The organism is Marinirhabdus gelatinilytica, assembly GCF_003353425.1.
Lineage (GTDB): Bacteria > Bacteroidota > Bacteroidia > Flavobacteriales > Flavobacteriaceae > Marinirhabdus > Marinirhabdus gelatinilytica.
Genome location: NZ_QRAO01000002.1, coordinates 260,633 through 276,806 on the forward strand (window position 1 = coordinate 260,633; position 16,174 = coordinate 276,806).

Consider the following 16,174-nt stretch of genomic DNA (forward strand, 5'->3'; position numbering starts at 1 on the left):
TATGAAAACGATATATAAATTAGTATTAGTATCAGTGTTGTTCTTAGCAGCCTGTGAAAGCGATTTGGACCAAGTTCCAGAAAATATTGCCACTTCAGATTCTTTAGAAGATTTTACCGGAGTATTAAATGCAGCGTATTACTATCAGCTTGGTGCTGTAACACCTATGGCGGTAATGGGAGACTTTAGAGCAGACAATGCGCTAATGGACGAAGAACCATACCCTGCATTCGATAGGTTTAATGGTGACTTAACCATTATGGAAGACCAATTTTTCGGTCCTTTTTACACTGCATTGTATAGATCTATCTTGAGTTCTAATAACGTAATTGAAAACTCTTCGGACCCTAATCTAGTAGGGCAGGCCAAATTTTTGAGAGCCTTGTCTTATTTTAAGTTGGTTCAAGTGTTTGGAGATGTGACGATAATTTTAACCACTGTAGATATAAGTGATATTGCAACGTACGACCTTACCAGACAACCGGCCCTGGACGTATACAACGACGTTATTATCCCAGATTTACAAGATGCATTGACAACCTTGGATAATTCTGGGCTGAATGAGGGAAGAGCAACCGAAATAGCGGCCCAAGCACTTTTAGGTAAAGTTTATATGCACATGGGTAACTTTGGTAGTGCAGAGCCATTTCTTGCTTCAGTTGTAAATGGAGCCTCGAGTGCTGGTGTTAGCCTTCAAGAGAACTACGCCGATATCTTTGGCGAGGCTAACGATTTGAATTCTGAAATCATTTTTGCTACACAAAGATCAGGATCGGTAGTAGATGAGTATGGCTTCTCAGAATTTTGGGAATGGTTCTTCGGTCTGGATACAAAGGCACTGGAGCCCTTGGATACAGATTTGATCGCTGCTTTTGATGCAGTTGCCAATGATACTCTTGTAGGAGGAGATTTTAGAAGAGTAGTTAATATAAACGAGGAAGAATTAAAATCTCCAAAATATCCCCAGACAGGAGGCCCAGACCACGATTGGATAGAGATGAGATTGGCAGATGTGATTCTATTGTACGCAGAAGCCCTGAATGAGAACGGAGCAGCTGCCGAAGATGTACTTGACCTTTTGGACCCATTGCGAACCAGAGCCAATTTAACGGTGCTGGACCATAATGAAATAAACACTCAAGCCTTGGTAAGACAAGCAATTCAGGACGAAAGAAGACTGGAACTTGCCTTTGAAGGACAAAGATGGTTTGATTTGGTAAGAACGGGAACTGTAGATGCTGAAATAGGAGAACCTGTTAACCCAAATTACTACCTATTTCCAATCCCAATTTCTGAGATACTTGCAAGTGACGGCGAGATTACACAGAACCCCGGATATTAATCATGGTGCAATTATAGATAAACCTCCCGCCCAGAAAGAATAGACATTACAGTAATATGTATTTGATTAGCCTAAATTAAATTGTATTAAGTTTTACTGGTCTTCATTAGGCCAGTAAAGCTTTTCTGAAAATGAGTTAGTGAAAAGTCGATTTAAAATTTGTTTAACCTGAAACCATAAAATTTTATATATTTTTAAAGAATATAGTTGGTTAACCAATTTTTTTAAAACAGGACGATATGAAAGTAGAAGTTATAAATCAAACTGAAAAGCACTCCCTGCAAAAGCAGGTAATAGCTAAGTTCAAAGATTTGATTAATTATAAGAATTTGGAGCCAGGGGACAAACTTCCTTCAGAGAGGATGCTATCTGAAAAATTTGAAGTGACCAGAAGTACCATACGCGACACCATCCAGAAATTGGAATTCTACGGAATACTCAAGTCCATTCCCCAAAGTGGGACCTTTATAGCAGATATTGGTGCCGTAGCTATGAATGGGATGATAGACGACATCCTAAGATTGGAAGATCCAGATTTTAAATCGTTGGTAGAGACACGAATTCTCTTAGAGCTCAAAACAGTACGATTAGCGGCCCTAAGAAGAACAGAGGAAAACCTTGAGGAGATGAAGAAAGCCTTGGATGCCTATACTCTTAAGGTCAAAAATGGTGAAAATGCAGTACAGGAGGATTTACTTTTTCATTTAGCAATTGCGAAGGCCAGTGGCAACAGTGTAATGAATACATTTATGTTGATCATTACCCCAGAAATAATTACAAATTTTGCCAAATACCACGTATGCGATGAATCATTATCATATCAGGCAATCGAAGAACATCAATTAGTTTATGAAGCCATAAAAAAAGGAGATCCTAAATTAGCAAAACAACGTATGAAAGAACACTTTAAAGTACTCTACCAGTACTGTTATAATATAAAAGGATAAGAAATACCATTTATCTTGTGTTTTTCAACTCTAATAAAATCAGGAACATGCGTTCATATTGTAGGTTTTTTCTCTGCAATAAATAAAATAAGTAAGATCATATTATTTACACTTTAATCAAGCTACAGCGGTAGATTGAAATAATAACTATGTGCCAAACTGTAATGTAAAAGGCTCGTGGTTTAATTCAAAAAACATGAAAATAAAAGGACTTAGATGGTGGATAATTGGGCTTGTATGTCTTGCAACAATTATAAACTATATCGATAGATCTGCTCTAGGCATAATGTGGCCTAAGATGAGTGTAGATTTAGGGTTGACAGAGAAAGACTATGCATGGGTCATAAACATCTTTACCGTGACATACGCCGCAGGTAAGTTTATCTCCGGCAAAGTGTACGATAAGGTAGGAACCAAGATTGGTTTTGTATTGTCAATAGCACTCTGGTCACTTGCATCGGCATTGCACTTTTTTGCCAAGGGTGCTGCATCTCTCGGTATTTTTAGAGGAATGCTAGGGGTAGGAGAAGCTGGAAACTGGCCTGGAGCGGTTAAAAATAATGCCGAATGGTTCCCCGTACAGGAACGTGCCCTGGCACAAGGAATATTTAACGCCGGAGCTGGTATAGGGTCTATTGTTGCGGCACCAACAATCGCAGAACTTTTTGAATCGTATGGCTGGAAATTAACCTTTGTAATAATTGGTGTCCTTGGTTTTCTGTGGATCATTCCGTGGTTGATTATGAACAAGACAAGCCCGGCAGCACACCCTTGGATTACTGAGATGGAACGAAGACACATTGTAAAGGGAAGGCACGAAAGTAGACAAACCATAGATCCCGGACCTTCATTGAGTGTTTGGAAAATTTTGTCCTATAAAGAATCTTGGGGCGTTATTATCTCTCGCTTTTTTATTGAGCCTATATGGTGGCTATTTGTTTTCTGGATGCCCATCTATCTTTTTAAAGAATATAATTTCAATGTAAAGGAAATAGGCTACTACGCTTGGTTCCCATATGTTGGAGCAATGATTGGTAGTCTGGCAGGCGGATGGTATGCACAAAAGCTCATAAAATCCAAAACAGTAGATCTTAGCCGAAAGAAAACCATAACCATAGGAGCCATCATAATATTAATTTCAATCATAGGAGCTATCTTGTTTGCAAATACGCCCATAAAATTTGTTTGCTTTGTGTTCCTTGTACTGTTCGGATTTCAGTTTTCAATAAGTAATATACAAACCATCCCTAGCGATTTATTGAGTGGGAAATCAGTAGGGACACTCGCAGGATTGTGTGGAAGTATTGGCGCAGTATCTGTGATTATAATGAACTGGCTCATCCCTATCATAACAACCGAATCGTACACCCCAGCATTTATAATACTTGCAGTATTGGCACCGCTGGCGGTACTATCCATAGTACTCCTCATCAAGAAAATAGAACCAATAGATATTGAATAATAAAATTTAAAATAAAAAAAAGAAAAGAATATGAGCAATACAACTAAAAAAGTAGCAATAGTAACAGGCGCCACAGGCGGAATTGGCTTTGAAGTAGCAAAACGATTGGGTAAAGATGGTTATACCGTTGTTTTAAACGGTATAGACGATGAAGCTGGTGAAAAACGTCTTGCAGAGCTTAAAGAAGATGGCATTGATGCAGAATATGTTGGCTTTGACGTAACCAAAGAAGATCAAGTAACCTCAAATATACAAAAAATAGGCAAAAAATATGGCCGCATCGATGCATTGATAAACAACGCTGGAGGACTTGGCGGTAGGTCAAGATTTGAAGACATGACCACAGAGTTTTACAGAAATGTAATGGCGTTGAACTTGGATTCGGTATTTTTTGCTTCAAGAGCCGCCATTCCATACCTAAAAAAAGGAGCGCACCCCACAATTATAAACTATACCTCAAATGCAGGATGGAACGCTGGTGGACCTGGAGCTGGAATCTATGGAACTTCCAAGGCAGGTGTACATACTATCACAAGAGCAATGGCAAAAGACCTTGCTGAATACGGTATAAGGGTAAATGCAGTATCTCCGGGTACTATAGACACCCCTTTCCATGCGCAAATAAAATCTACTAAGCCAGAAGTGTTTGCATCTTGGAAAAATAATATCATGCTGGGTAGGTTAGGGCAACCAGAGGAGGTAGCTTCAGTCGTTTCCTTTTTAGTAAGCAAGGATGCATCTTTTATTACAGCAGAGACCGTACAGATTGGTGGAGGCCAAGGATTGGGAATCTAGCAAAAAAATATATTCTTCCAGTTTTGTGCATATAGAATTTTGAAAATAGCTTCAACAACAAAAATGTACTTTAAAATGGTGATATTTGGTATTAAAATATAGATAATGGGTAAAGTTGTCACTTTTGGTGAAATTATGTTAAGGCTCTCCACAGAGCGTCATTTAAGGTTTTCTCAAGCAAAAACATTTGCCGCTTCTTATGGTGGTGGAGAATTTAATGTAGCAGTATCCTTGGCAAATTATGGTATTCCAGTCGAATTTGTGACCAGATTACCAGACAACGATATTGGTGCGTGTGCATTAAAGGAAATGCGAAAGTTTAATGTTGAATCCAAGAATGTAATCTATGGTGGTGATAGGCTAGGACTCTATTTTCTTGAAACAGGAGCAGGAACCCGTGGTAGTAAGGTAGTGTACGATAGGGCAAACAGTGCTATGGCCACCCTAGAAAAAAATACTATAGATTGGGAGTCAGTTCTAAAAGATGCTACATGGTTTCATTGGAGTGGTATTACACCCGCAATTTCGCAGGCGGCTGCAGAAGTATGCCTAGAAGGATTGAAAGCTGCGCATAAACTTGGCATTACAATTTCTTCAGATTTAAATTATAGATCTAAATTATGGAAATACGGTAAGCAGCCACACGAAGTAATGCCAGAACTCTTAACATATAGTAATCTTATTTCGGGAGATATTGATACAGCATTATTTATGCTGGGAAAGGACAAAGTAGCGCCTAACTACATGAACGAAACCTCACTACCTGTTCTGTACGACCAAATTTTTGAACTTTGCCCCAACCTCACCACTATCGCAACAACCCTACGATATTCAGTGAGTGCCTCTCACCAGCGTATAGGAGGAGTACTGTACGATGGTAAGGCCATTTACAATGCCGATATCAAAGAAGTAACCCCCGTTGTGGATAGAGTGGGTAGTGGGGATGCATTTATGGGAGGTCTTATTTATGGACTGTTGGACGACCAGAGCAGTAAACAAAGAGCTTTAAATATTGCTGTGGCTGCGTGTTGTTTAAAGCATACCATATCTGGTGACTATAATTTGATCACCCTTGAGGAAATTCAACAATTAATCAGCGGAAAGGCTTCTGGTAAAGTTTCAAGATAAAATATATTTAAATGGCACAATACTCAAGAATAGAAGTTGTTCAAGTCATGGAAAATACTGGGCTGGTACCTTTGTTTTTTCATCCAGATGTAACAATATGCAAAAAAGTACTAAAGGCTTGTTATGATGGTGGGGCACGTTTAATGGAATTTACCAGCAGAGGTGATTTTGCTTTTGAAACCTTTTCAGAATTAACAAAATACGCCATAGCCGAACTTCCAGGAATGGTGATGGGCGTAGGCTCAGTGACCGATGCCGCTGCGGCTTCACTTTATATGCAACTGGGAGCAAATTTTATTGTAACCCCAGTCTTGAGAGAAGATATTGCCAAAGTATGCAACCGAAGAAAGGTACTTTGGTCCCCGGGTTGTGGAACCTTATCTGAAATCGCAAGAGCAGAGGAACTTGGTTGCGAAATAGTAAAACTGTTTCCGGGTAGTATCTATGGTCCCGAATTTGTAAAAGCCATAAAGGGACCTTGCCAATGGACCAGTATTATGCCCACTGGCGGTGTTTCCCCTACCAGAGAAAATCTAGAGAGCTGGTTCAATGCGGGGGTAACTTGTGTGGGAATGGGGTCTAAACTCATGGTGAAGGATACCAGCGGTAACTATGACTACAACAAAATCGAAGAACTTACCAAAACGTCGCTCGATATTATTTCCCAGCTTAGAAAATAAAGGATATCACAGTCATTTTTTTTTCAAGTGTTAATTGGTTTCCAATAATCGGTGAATGGAAGAGATGAAAGCTATTTCTTCCAACAATTTTATGCTGAAACTACTCTAAAGAGTATCATGTTAAACACGCTTTTTTTAGGTTTAAAATGTTTCAAATAGATTTGCAACCCATCATTTTTTAGTTATTTTTGCATTCCAATAAAAATTCGGGATGTGGCGCAGTCCGGTTAGCGTACACGGCTGGGGGCCGTGTGGTCGCAGGTTCAAATCCTGTCATCCCGACTTAACGGAGAATGATTCAGTCTTGCTGGATCATTTTCTATTTTCAGAGGTATCAAAAGTGCAACTTTTGTAAGCATTTGGCAATAGAAAATGGGAATGCGGTGAGCGTCAATTTTCCATTTTCAATAAGGGTTTATGAGGATTCTATAAATCCTGTCATCCCGAATACAGAAGCCTGAGGACAAAGTCCTTGGGCATTTTAATTTGTAAGCAAGCCCAACGCGGTTTTGTAAACCCAACAAATAAAAATGACCAGTATGCCATAGTATTGGGTATCTGTTTGCAACAAATGCGACGTAAGGGGATTTTCTACATCCCTATATATTACGACCATCGATAGAACTTTCACAAAACACACCGGCTTCCATCAAAAAACTTAATAAATCCATTACAATTCTTAATAAGTTTTAGGGTTTGTTTTTCGCTAATCTTAGTACTTTTACATTCTGAAATCTTACAAAGAATAATACCATGAGCGATACAGTTGAAAGAATAAAATGTTTGATTATTGGATCTGGTCCTGCGGGATACACGGCGGCTATCTATGCTTCCAGAGCAGACCTTAAACCTGTTATGTACACTGGGATGGAGCCTGGTGGACAATTAACCACTACTACCGAAGTAGATAATTTCCCTGGCTACCCAGAAGGGATAGACGGTCCCACGATGATGGTACAACTGCAACAACAGGCCGAACGTTTTGGTACCGAAGTACGTATAGGGATGGTAACAGCTGTAGAATTCAGTGATGAAGTGGGCGGAATTCATAAAATTACTGTGGATAACTCAACACAACTAGAAGCCGAAACAGTTATTATTTCAACTGGAGCTACTGCAAAATATCTTGGGTTGCCAAGTGAGCAGAGGTTACGTGGCGGTGGAGTTTCTGCTTGCGCGGTTTGTGATGGGTTTTTCTACAAAGGACAAGATGTAGCTATAGTTGGTGGTGGTGATACCGCTGCCGAAGAAGCTACCTACCTTGCCAATATTTGTAAAAAGGTTACTATGCTAGTCCGTAGAGATGAAATGCGTGCTTCCAAAGCAATGCAACACCGTGTTACATCAACCAAAAATATAGACCTGCGCTACAATACCGAAGTTGACGAAGTGTTGGGCGATATGGTGGTTGAGGGACTGCGTATGAAAAACAACCAAACTGGCGAAAAAGAAACGATAGATATCACAGGATTGTTTATCGCCATAGGCCACAAACCCAATACCGATATCTTTAAAGACCAGATTACCATGGACGATACGGGCTACATCAAAACCGAAGGAAAGTCTACTAAGACCAACAAGCCGGGCGTATTTGCCAGTGGCGATGTACAGGACAAGGAATACCGCCAGGCTGTGACGGCAGCAGGAACGGGATGTATGGCAGCCTTGGATGCAGAGCGATATCTAGCTGAAATTGGCAGTGTAGAGGAAGTAACAACGTCTACATATAATTAAAAAATAGTATCTAAAATATGAAAACCGTTCAAAAGGAGATTTTCCTTCTGAATGGTTTTTTCATTCCGGCCAATTAGCCGATAGCTTTATTTAATTGATCATTCCGCTGCTTTGTGGTCAAAACTGAAAACCCGTTTTAGTTTCCATACATTATTTAATAATTCATAGTATGAAGTAAAGCGAGCATAACCAGTTTTTTCAATTTCTCCACCAGATTCCTTTCTGAAGAATTCATGGGCTCCGTTTACCAATGCCCCATATAGACTGTCGTTATTTTTAAGTGGGAATACCTCCAAGCTACCTTCAATTAATTCCCGGGTTATTTTTACAGAGCGATTTCCGCAGATATTTTTTGCCATGGCTTCCAAGAATTCTTTTTTATCCTGGGTGCCACCCACATCGTGGTAGAATTCCAGATCTTCTGCTAGTACAGTTTCCAGATCTTTCAAATTACAGTTGTTAAAGCCTTCCTCGAAGAGGATACTATCTAGCCTTTTCATTTGCATAAATAACCCTGAAGTAGTCTCAACCTGTGATATGGCTACTGTTGTTAGTGCCGAAAATAGCAGGATAAGCAATGCTTTCATAAAAAGATGGTTTAATTAAATCCGTCCTAACCTTCAAAAAGTGCTAGGACGGATACGGCGGTTAGCCGATAGCTTCTTGTCTAGATCCAAAATTCCAATGAGGAGTTTTGAAAATTGAAACCGATAAAGATACGTTTACATCTTCCGAACGCTTCCGGATTTACTACTGTTGTCCTTCACGGCTGTTGGGTTTCCGTAGTAGTTTACATCGCCACCACTGGATGCATCCACTTCCAGGTTATCTTTTACGTTCACAGTAATCTCGGCACCGCTGGAAACCTCAGCTTTGCAATTAACCACCAAGAGGTCCTTAGCATCTATCTCACTGCCACTGGATGCGTCCGCGGTAAGTTCCGATGCTCTTCCTGAGACTTTAATATCTGCTCCACTGCTACAATCTACGTAGAGGGTTTTTGCAAATACGTTAATTTCTAGGTCGGAACCACTACTGGAATCCAAGGTAAGGTTTTCGGCCTCAAGGGTGCCATCCACTATCACATCGGCTCCGCTGGAGGAGGCTACTTCGTCCAATGCAACATAGGTTACAAAAACCTTTTTGGCTTTGGATTTACCTATGTTGTGGCTGTTTGCTGTTTTAACATGTAGTGTGCCGTTTTGGATTTCGGTGTCAATGATTTCGTGCAGGTTTTCGTCTGCTTCAACTTTAATGCTCGCGGTAGTACCTTTGGAAAGGTATACGTCCAGCCCAGAACTACCTCGTACTTTTGTAAAATCTTCTGTAACGCTTCGGGTTTCGGTAGTTACATTGCCGTTGCCGTGGGTTTGGTTAAAGCCTATATCGAAGTTACACGAACTCAAGGTTACGGTTGCTATGGTGAGCAAGATAATTTTTAGTGTTTTCATGATTTTTGTTTTATTGGTTGTTTTTTTCTATTGAAATTCATGGAATTGTAATCTCATTGAGATTCCTCCTCCTGTCTCGTTCAGGATAACAGGATAACAGTATATGGTCATTGTCCTATATAGAATCGTTCACTTTTGTGGTTTTTGTTTGGAGGGTATCCTCTTCTTTTATGAATATATTGGTTTCAGTTTCCTCCCCAAAATCTTCAGATACTTCCTGCCTCCAGTTTTCGTTTTCAGAAGTTAGGGTTTCAATATTTTCCTCAACTGAATCATCTTCAGGGCAATCAAGACACTCTGCTTTATTCTTAAGAATCAAAAGATGTTGTCCTTCTGTTCCGTTGTGGAGAATATCACCATAGCGCGAATCATTCCTGTGGAAAGAATAGGTATTTTCTTCGGCCACAAGGATACTTCCTTCGGGCAAAAATAGCGTAATATCAATCTCCTGGTCGCGGTATTTGTTTTCTATCGCAGTCAAGAAATAGCCATCGAGGAATAGGGTGCCGTTTTCGAAACTATACTCATATTCAATAGCTTCGGCACGTTTTTTAGCGTTCAGGAAGCTGTTGCCCTCGGCGTTCTTGTCTATCACGATTTTTGCAACGCTATCGGTTGTAGATTTCACGATTAACCGTATATCGTTGCTGTAAATTACTTGGCTATCGTTTTCGTCATACTTAATCTCCACACCGTTCCCACGAGAGAGATGGGTATCGTACTGGGTATTGCCCTTCATGGCAACATACACGGTGTCTCCGGTACGCACGGGCAGTGTTTCTTCGGTCAACACTTCGCCGTTATAGGCTTTTTCGGTAGCTTGGCGAATACCCATGATGCCCAGCCCTATCAAAGAGGCCACCCAAAGTACCAATAGGATGATCTTTGCCTTGGTTCCAATGGATTTTAGGTTGCTCACCAAAAGTTTCAGTCCTAAGATAAAGATCACGAAAAATGGGATGCCCACTGCAAAGAAAGCCAGTAGCGACACCAGCCAGATAGGGCTGTTGGTCGTGTCTACCAGATTTATGTAGTCCAGCACTTCTCCTGTTCCCCAAAGGTCTATGGTGCCCAGCGTGAAGAGGCTTATAATCAAGCTTACCAGCACGGTAAGGCCAATTAGAATTAAGAATATTCCGAATAATTTGACAAATATCTTTAGGATAGTAAGAAGGATATTACCAAGCGTTTCAACAAAAGTGACTGCACCGTTGCCTACTTTTTGCCCGAATTTGTCATAGTCTGCATTTTTTACCCTATCTGCAACTGTTTCATATCCTTCCTTGAACTTTTTTTCGATATTGGAGATTGTAACGGCCTCACCGCTCATTTTCAGTTTTTCTGAAGTTGTCAATGCTGGCGGCACCAGTATCCAGAATAGGATATACACTATAATAAAGGTTCCGCTGGTGAGCAGGGTGAGCAATATCCACAATAGGCGTACCCAGATAGCATCTATCTTGAGATAGTGTGCCAATCCTGAAGAAACCCCAGATATAAATTTATTGTCCACATCCCTGAACAGTTGCTTGTGGGAACCATAGCTGCGGTCCCTGCGGGTACTGGAATGTGGGGGAGGGGTGTCGTCGAACATTTCCTCGTCCACTCGATAATCCTCGGGCTGTCCCATTACGGCGATTACCTCGTCCAATTCCTTTAGGCTGATTACTTGGGAGCTCGATTCAATTTTTTCGGAGAACAATTCTGAAATTCTCGCTTCAATGTCGCGTATAATCTCGTCCTTGCCCTGTGGATCGCTCAACGAGTTTTTTATGGCTTCCAGGTAGCGCGAAAGTTTGCCAAAGGCATCCTCGTCTATATGAAAGAACGTGCCTGCCAAATTTATGTTTACTGTCTTTTTCATTTCTTAGAGGTTGTGCTAGTTACTTTGTTTACGGCCTGTTGCAGTTCGCTCCAGGTGGTAGTTAATTCGTTTAAGAACAGGTTTCCTGTTTCTGTGAGTTCATAATACTTGCGTGGTGGCCCACTGGTAGATTCTTCCCAGCGGTAGGCCAGGAGTCCGGCATTCTTCAATCGCGTTAATAACGGATAGATAGTACCTTCAACCACAAGCATTTTTGCGTCTTTGAGGGTGTCCAATATATCACCGGTGTATGCCTCCCCGTCCTTTAAAATAGACAGGATGCAATACTCCAAGACCCCTTTGCGCATTTGCGCCTTTGTGTTTTCGATCTTCATTTGCTTAATTTACATTTATGTTCGGTTTTGATTGATGATGCAGTAATTGTATCTTTCATTGTTGCAGAAATAGAGTCGCAGTGTTTGTGTTGCTGCGTTGTTATTTCTGTTTGTGTTTTGCTGGCTAGTTGCCTTTCTTGGACTTCTACACCCAATATGTTTAGGACAATGGCCATAACAATGCTAATTAGCGTGTTCATGTTCCTGAGGTTTTAATGGTTGTTGTTTTTTTATGAATGGGATGGTCAAGGGATATCTATACCGTTCGCCCCTGGATGCTTTTATGGTAGCGGTGATCACGGCGTACAATTCAAACACGAAGAGCCCTAGTAGAGCAATTGCAACGATTAGAATCAATACTACATAGCCCGACACGTTTTTCACGTTTTGTACCGAAACTTCGTGGTATTGATTTTCCAAGGTTTCAACGAGGGAAATAAAATCGGTCGCCAAAATGATAAAGAAAGGTAAGCAGGCCACTCCTATTAAAATTGTATAAACCAAAATACTCAACTGAAAATTAAGCGCCTGCCTACCGTGTTCGTTTATAAAAGGTTTCTCCTTGTTGGTAGTCCATAACAGCAAGGGAAGGATAAAGTTCCCCAACGGAAAAAGATATTTTGAAAACGTAGAGAGGTGTGTTGCCGCAGCTACATTTTTATCGTTATTTGAAAGGTTAGTTTCCATAGACCATTAATTTCTTATACAAATATATGTCTATTGCTTGGTATTATGTTACGCATAGTACTAAATTTTAACAAAGTATTAACAATATCGTATTTTGATAAGGTTGTTGGGTTGTTCCCGATTTTCCTAACGTTAGTGACTTTGTCCCGTTTTTTGATTACTGAAATGTATTTCTGAAAATGAACAATTTTCATGTTTCGTTTTTCTATTTTTACAGCACATTACACAAATTTATACCCTACCATTATGCTCACACCCAAAAAAATAAACACCTTTACCATGTTGAAACTTCCCTCGGCTTTTCTAACGGGGGTCCGGGTCAGGGAAATTTCAGAAGACCGCTGCGTGACATCGGTGAAATTACGGTGGATCAATCAAAACCCTTTTAAGTCTATGTTCTGGGCCGTACAGGGAATGGCTGCAGAGTTGAGTACGGGAGCCTTGGTGATGGCACAGATACGGGAGAGTAGTGCCAAAGTTTCTATGCTTGTGGCAAACAACAAAGCTACCTTTACCAAAAAAGCCAAAGGAAGAATCACTTTTACCTGTAACGATGGAATGGCTATTCAAGAAGCAATAACTGCAACCGTTGCCAATGGTGAAGGCCAAACCTGCTGGATGAAAGCCGAAGGGGTGGACCAGGCTGGAGATGTAGTTTCGGTATTTGAGTTTGAGTGGACGGTTAAGAAAAAGAGTGTAGGGGTTTAGGGTTGAGCGCTTGAGGTATCGATTAGAATCCCTATTATAATACCAGTTACACAACTTCCGTAAATTTCCGCGCTTCTCTGCAAATTTATGCGTCATAAAGAGTTTGTTAATTTTTTCAGCAACATCCTGTAACATTCTGCTAAACATCCCAACACATAAACACCTAAACATTTTAAAAAATGAACGCGCACGAAATAGACTACCGTATCCTAGGCGAGGAAATGCAATTTGTAGAAATAGAACTGGACCCCAATGAGGGCGTTATAGCCGAAGCAGGCAGCTTTATGATGATGGACGATGGGATAAAGATGGAAACCATTTTTGGCGATGGATCTGCTAAGGATAAAGGCTTTATGGGCAAGGTGTTTGGAGCAGGCAAGCGCTTGCTCACGGGCGAGAGCTTGTTCATGACGGCTTTTTATAACATAGGCGTGGGCAAACGGCAGGTGAATTTTGCGTCTCCATATCCCGGCAAGATCATCCCAATAGATTTAACCAGATTTGGCAATAAGTTTATTTGCCAGAAAGATGCTTTTCTGTGTGCCGCAAAAGGCGTGAGCATAGGGATTGAATTCTCACGGAAATTGGGGCGCGGACTCTTTGGAGGCGAAGGGTTTATAATGCAGAAGCTGGAGGGGGATGGAATGGCATTTGTGCACGCTGGTGGAACCACGGCAACCAGGGAATTGGCTCCTGGCGAAAAACTGAAGATTGACACAGGCTGTATCATTGGTTTTGACCACACCATACATTACGATATCGAATTTGTAGGAGGCATAAAAAATACCTTGTTTGGAGGAGAGGGATTGTTTTTTGCAACTCTCACAGGGCCAGGGACCGTTTTTGTACAATCTTTACCCTTTAGCCGTTTGGCAAAACGTGTTTGGGCTGCAGCACCAAGAGGAGGAGGCAAGAATAAAGGTGAGGGAAGCATCCTGGGGGGATTGGGAGATCTGCTGGATGGTGATAACCGGTTTTAACATAGTATACTTATCAACAATCATTTTTTTTTGAAAGTTTTTTAGTATCTTACATTCATATTTAATCCTAAACCTCACGCATATAGAAAAAAACTACGTAACCTAATTAATACCGAGTTTACTATGGCAAGAGCAATGTTTGATTACACTAAAGCTGTATTAAAAAAAGTAAGTTTTGATGTTAACTTGTTCTGTAAAGAGTTGAAAAAAGCAATGGAAAGACTACTTCCTTACGAAATTGAGGAATTAAGGGTCTGGGTAGATGCTCTTATAAAACAGAACCCGCAATTAAATCAATGTTTAATATATTTAAATCCCTAACAAAGAGGCCTCCACATGGGGGCTTTTTTTATTTCCTATTTTTCTTTGTTGGGCTAATAATTTCCACATCCTGAAACGCAATGGCACCACGAACCACCCCTGAAATTGTATCGTATAGTGCATTTATTATTTGAAGTTTTAATTCGCTCGTGCTATAGATTAGGCTTACTTCCCTAGATGGGTGCGGCTTGGCAAAGTACCGTAAGTTATCTTTTTGTTTTTCTGAAATTTCTAGAGTGTGTAAGTAGGGGAGCAGTGTCATTCCCAAGCCTTCGTTGCTCAGTTTAATAAGGGTTTCAAAACTTCCGCTTTCTAATTGAAAAGATTGGTCTGCATGTAATTTTGGGCTTTTGCACAAATTTACAACTCCATCCCTGAAACAGTGCCCGTCTTCCAGTAGCAAGATATCTTCTATATCAAGATCGGCAGTTTCAATTTCTTTTTTTTCAGCTAGTCGGTGGCTTTTTGGGATGTAGCCAACAAAAGGTTCGTAATATAGTGCACGTTCCCTTATTTTTTCTTGGTACAAGGGGGTCGCGGCAATGGCGGCGTCCAGATGGTTTTCAGAAATCTTTGAGATAATCTCATCTGTAGTGAGCTCTTCTATTTTCAGCTGTACCTTTGGATAACGTTTCGTGAACGTTCTAAGGAACATAGGTAATAGCGTGGGCATAATTGTGGGGATAATGCCCAGCTTAAACTCACCCCCAATAAACCCTTTTTGCTGGTCTACCACGTCTTGCATCCTGTCGGCCTCGTTCACGATGTTTCGTGCTTGGCTCACAATTTTCTTACCTATATCGGTAAGTTCAATGGGCTTTTTGCTTCGGTCAAAAATCAAGATGTCAAGCTCGTCCTCTAACTTTTGAATCTGCATACTTAATGTTGGCTGGGTCACAAAGGTGTTTTCGGCTGCCTTGGTAAAGTTTTGGTGCTCTGCTACGGCGAGGACATATTTTAATTGAGTGATAGTCATTTTGAAGTACGATTTTATGTGTACGGGGTACGAACACAAAGATACCAAATACTATCGATAAAATTTATAATTACTCTTAACCTGTAAGTTTTTGGTTATTAGAAGGGTGGTAAACCAAAGTTCATTGTTCTGGTTTACTGCAGGCAAATGTCTGGTTGGGCGCAGTCGAAATCTTTAAAATTATTAAATTGGTTAACTTCTCGACTGCGCTCAACAGACCTCTAAGTACTTCTTTTGGAGTTATTGCAGATTTTATTTTTTTTGTTTTAAACTTTATACACTGGTTACATAATAATCTCCATTTCAACAGCTTCTTCTCCTACGGTGAATTTAGCATCGCTCCATTGCGGTGGACCAAAGCTCATTACATTGTTGGAAACTCCGTAGTTTTCCTTGGGCATACCGCTGGGCTCAAAATCCATTTGATGGTTGCCGTTGGTGTCGTGAAAAAGTGAGATGCCATATTCCCCTGGCATTACGTTCTTGAAGGTTAATGTGGCTTTCCCGTTTTTAATACTACTGCTGGCACTTTGTAAAGGAGCGGCTTTCATAAAGGTGGCTTCGTTGTAGAGACCGGCCAGGATTTCACCTTTTTCTGTCTTAACAGGAACTGTTAGGGTAATTGTGGTGCCTTCGGTTTTAACTGTGTCCTGGGCATTCATAAATGTTAGTGTAAGGGCTAGAACGATTGTTGTGATGATAGTCTTCATAATTTCTGTTTTAAAGTGTTTATTTGTTTTGAACACTTCAAAAGTGCGAAGAAA

The 16,174-nt window shown here is 40.6% G+C and carries 17 protein-coding genes and 1 tRNA gene; 11 read left to right on the top strand and 7 right to left on the bottom strand.

Going from position 1 to position 16,174, the window contains the following annotated elements:
* Nucleotide 1: 1 nt before the first annotated feature.
* The 8 genes from C8D94_RS07245 to trxB all read left to right on the top strand — a co-directional run bounded on the left by C8D94_RS07245 (nt 2) and on the right by trxB (nt 8,088).
* Nucleotides 2–1,342, top strand: a complete 1,341-nt coding sequence (locus C8D94_RS07245) for a RagB/SusD family nutrient uptake outer membrane protein (protein ID WP_115123265.1) — start codon at nt 2–4, stop codon at nt 1,340–1,342.
* 239 nt (nt 1,343–1,581) lie between these two features.
* Nucleotides 1,582–2,289 (top strand): FadR/GntR family transcriptional regulator, encoded by a 708-nt coding sequence (locus C8D94_RS07250; RefSeq protein ID WP_115123266.1) that lies wholly within the window; start codon nt 1,582–1,584, stop codon nt 2,287–2,289.
* A 196-nt stretch (nt 2,290–2,485) separates the two neighbouring features.
* Nucleotides 2,486–3,751, top strand: a complete 1,266-nt coding sequence (locus tag C8D94_RS07255; protein ID WP_115123598.1) for an MFS transporter — start codon at nt 2,486–2,488, stop codon at nt 3,749–3,751.
* A 30-nt stretch (nt 3,752–3,781) separates the two neighbouring features.
* Nucleotides 3,782–4,546, top strand: coding sequence for an SDR family NAD(P)-dependent oxidoreductase (locus tag C8D94_RS07260; protein ID WP_115123267.1), 765 nt, complete (start codon nt 3,782–3,784; stop codon nt 4,544–4,546).
* Nucleotides 4,547–4,651: 105 nt separating this feature from the next.
* Nucleotides 4,652–5,674 (top strand): sugar kinase, encoded by a 1,023-nt coding sequence (locus tag C8D94_RS07265; protein ID WP_115123268.1) that lies wholly within the window; start codon nt 4,652–4,654, stop codon nt 5,672–5,674.
* Between the two features lie 11 nt (nt 5,675–5,685).
* Nucleotides 5,686–6,354: a bifunctional 4-hydroxy-2-oxoglutarate aldolase/2-dehydro-3-deoxy-phosphogluconate aldolase gene (locus C8D94_RS07270; RefSeq protein ID WP_115123269.1), complete on the top strand. Its 669-nt coding sequence runs from the start codon at nt 5,686–5,688 to the stop codon at nt 6,352–6,354.
* Nucleotides 6,355–6,561: 207 nt separating this feature from the next.
* Nucleotides 6,562–6,636: transfer RNA gene (locus C8D94_RS07275), tRNA-Pro, on the top strand.
* A 471-nt stretch (nt 6,637–7,107) separates the two neighbouring features.
* A complete protein-coding gene (trxB, locus tag C8D94_RS07280; protein WP_115123270.1) occupies nt 7,108–8,088 on the top strand; it encodes a thioredoxin-disulfide reductase in 981 nt (326 codons plus the stop codon).
* A gap of 98 nt (nt 8,089–8,186) precedes the next feature.
* Here trxB and C8D94_RS07285 read toward each other — a convergent pair whose 3' ends face one another.
* The 5 genes from C8D94_RS07285 to C8D94_RS07310 form a co-directional block, all read right to left on the bottom strand.
* A complete protein-coding gene (locus C8D94_RS07285; protein ID WP_115123271.1) occupies nt 8,187–8,675 on the bottom strand; it encodes a nuclear transport factor 2 family protein in 489 nt (162 codons plus the stop codon).
* Between the two features lie 135 nt (nt 8,676–8,810).
* Entirely contained in the window at nt 8,811–9,539 is a 729-nt protein-coding gene (locus C8D94_RS07290) for a head GIN domain-containing protein (RefSeq protein ID WP_115123272.1), read from the bottom strand.
* A gap of 115 nt (nt 9,540–9,654) precedes the next feature.
* Complete coding sequence (locus tag C8D94_RS07295; protein WP_115123273.1) at nt 9,655–11,403, bottom strand: PspC domain-containing protein; 1,749 nt, start codon at nt 11,401–11,403, stop codon at nt 9,655–9,657.
* Entirely contained in the window at nt 11,400–11,738 is a 339-nt protein-coding gene (locus tag C8D94_RS07300; protein WP_115123274.1) for a PadR family transcriptional regulator, read from the bottom strand. The genes C8D94_RS07295 and C8D94_RS07300 overlap by 4 nt, the downstream gene beginning before the upstream one ends.
* Nucleotides 11,739–11,921: 183 nt before the next feature.
* On the bottom strand, nt 11,922–12,425 hold the full coding sequence (locus C8D94_RS07310; RefSeq protein ID WP_115123276.1) for a DUF4870 domain-containing protein: 504 nt from the start codon (nt 12,423–12,425) through the stop codon (nt 11,922–11,924).
* A gap of 243 nt (nt 12,426–12,668) precedes the next feature.
* Here C8D94_RS07310 and C8D94_RS07315 point away from each other — a divergent pair, with 243 nt between their 5' ends.
* The 3 genes from C8D94_RS07315 to C8D94_RS07325 all read left to right on the top strand — a co-directional run bounded on the left by C8D94_RS07315 (nt 12,669) and on the right by C8D94_RS07325 (nt 14,434).
* Nucleotides 12,669–13,133, top strand: coding sequence for a DUF4442 domain-containing protein (locus tag C8D94_RS07315; RefSeq protein ID WP_211308907.1), 465 nt, complete (start codon nt 12,669–12,671; stop codon nt 13,131–13,133).
* 179 nt (nt 13,134–13,312) lie between these two features.
* On the top strand, nt 13,313–14,113 hold the full coding sequence (locus C8D94_RS07320; protein ID WP_115123278.1) for a TIGR00266 family protein: 801 nt from the start codon (nt 13,313–13,315) through the stop codon (nt 14,111–14,113).
* 123 nt (nt 14,114–14,236) lie between these two features.
* Complete coding sequence (locus tag C8D94_RS07325) at nt 14,237–14,434, top strand: hypothetical protein (RefSeq protein ID WP_115123279.1); 198 nt, start codon at nt 14,237–14,239, stop codon at nt 14,432–14,434.
* Between the two features lie 28 nt (nt 14,435–14,462).
* Here the strand turns inward: C8D94_RS07325 and C8D94_RS07330 are convergent, their stop codons facing one another.
* A complete protein-coding gene (locus tag C8D94_RS07330) occupies nt 14,463–15,410 on the bottom strand; it encodes a LysR substrate-binding domain-containing protein (RefSeq protein ID WP_115123280.1) in 948 nt (315 codons plus the stop codon).
* A gap of 284 nt (nt 15,411–15,694) precedes the next feature.
* Complete coding sequence (locus C8D94_RS07335) at nt 15,695–16,120, bottom strand: DUF2141 domain-containing protein (protein WP_115123599.1); 426 nt, start codon at nt 16,118–16,120, stop codon at nt 15,695–15,697.
* Between the last annotated feature and the right edge of the window lie 54 nt (nt 16,121–16,174).

Excerpts from the sequence above, each read along its gene's own strand:
- C8D94_RS07245 (WP_115123265.1), top strand. The coding sequence starts at position 2 with ATGAAAACGATATATAAATTAGTATTAGTATCAGTGTTGTTCTTAGCA.
- C8D94_RS07250 (WP_115123266.1), top strand. The coding sequence starts at position 1,582 with ATGAAAGTAGAAGTTATAAATCAAACTGAAAAGCACTCCCTGCAAAAG.
- C8D94_RS07255 (WP_115123598.1), top strand. The coding sequence starts at position 2,486 with ATGAAAATAAAAGGACTTAGATGGTGGATAATTGGGCTTGTATGTCTT.
- C8D94_RS07260 (WP_115123267.1), top strand. The coding sequence starts at position 3,782 with ATGAGCAATACAACTAAAAAAGTAGCAATAGTAACAGGCGCCACAGGC.
- C8D94_RS07265 (WP_115123268.1), top strand. The coding sequence starts at position 4,652 with ATGGGTAAAGTTGTCACTTTTGGTGAAATTATGTTAAGGCTCTCCACA.
- C8D94_RS07270 (WP_115123269.1), top strand. The coding sequence starts at position 5,686 with ATGGCACAATACTCAAGAATAGAAGTTGTTCAAGTCATGGAAAATACT.
- trxB (WP_115123270.1), top strand. The coding sequence starts at position 7,108 with ATGAGCGATACAGTTGAAAGAATAAAATGTTTGATTATTGGATCTGGT.
- C8D94_RS07285 (WP_115123271.1), bottom strand. The coding sequence starts at position 8,675 with ATGAAAGCATTGCTTATCCTGCTATTTTCGGCACTAACAACAGTAGCC.
- C8D94_RS07290 (WP_115123272.1), bottom strand. The coding sequence starts at position 9,539 with ATGAAAACACTAAAAATTATCTTGCTCACCATAGCAACCGTAACCTTG.
- C8D94_RS07295 (WP_115123273.1), bottom strand. The coding sequence starts at position 11,403 with ATGAAAAAGACAGTAAACATAAATTTGGCAGGCACGTTCTTTCATATA.
- C8D94_RS07300 (WP_115123274.1), bottom strand. The coding sequence starts at position 11,738 with ATGAAGATCGAAAACACAAAGGCGCAAATGCGCAAAGGGGTCTTGGAG.
- C8D94_RS07310 (WP_115123276.1), bottom strand. The coding sequence starts at position 12,425 with ATGGAAACTAACCTTTCAAATAACGATAAAAATGTAGCTGCGGCAACA.
- C8D94_RS07320 (WP_115123278.1), top strand. The coding sequence starts at position 13,313 with ATGAACGCGCACGAAATAGACTACCGTATCCTAGGCGAGGAAATGCAA.
- C8D94_RS07325 (WP_115123279.1), top strand. The coding sequence starts at position 14,237 with ATGGCAAGAGCAATGTTTGATTACACTAAAGCTGTATTAAAAAAAGTA.
- C8D94_RS07330 (WP_115123280.1), bottom strand. The coding sequence starts at position 15,410 with ATGACTATCACTCAATTAAAATATGTCCTCGCCGTAGCAGAGCACCAA.
- C8D94_RS07335 (WP_115123599.1), bottom strand. The coding sequence starts at position 16,120 with ATGAAGACTATCATCACAACAATCGTTCTAGCCCTTACACTAACATTT.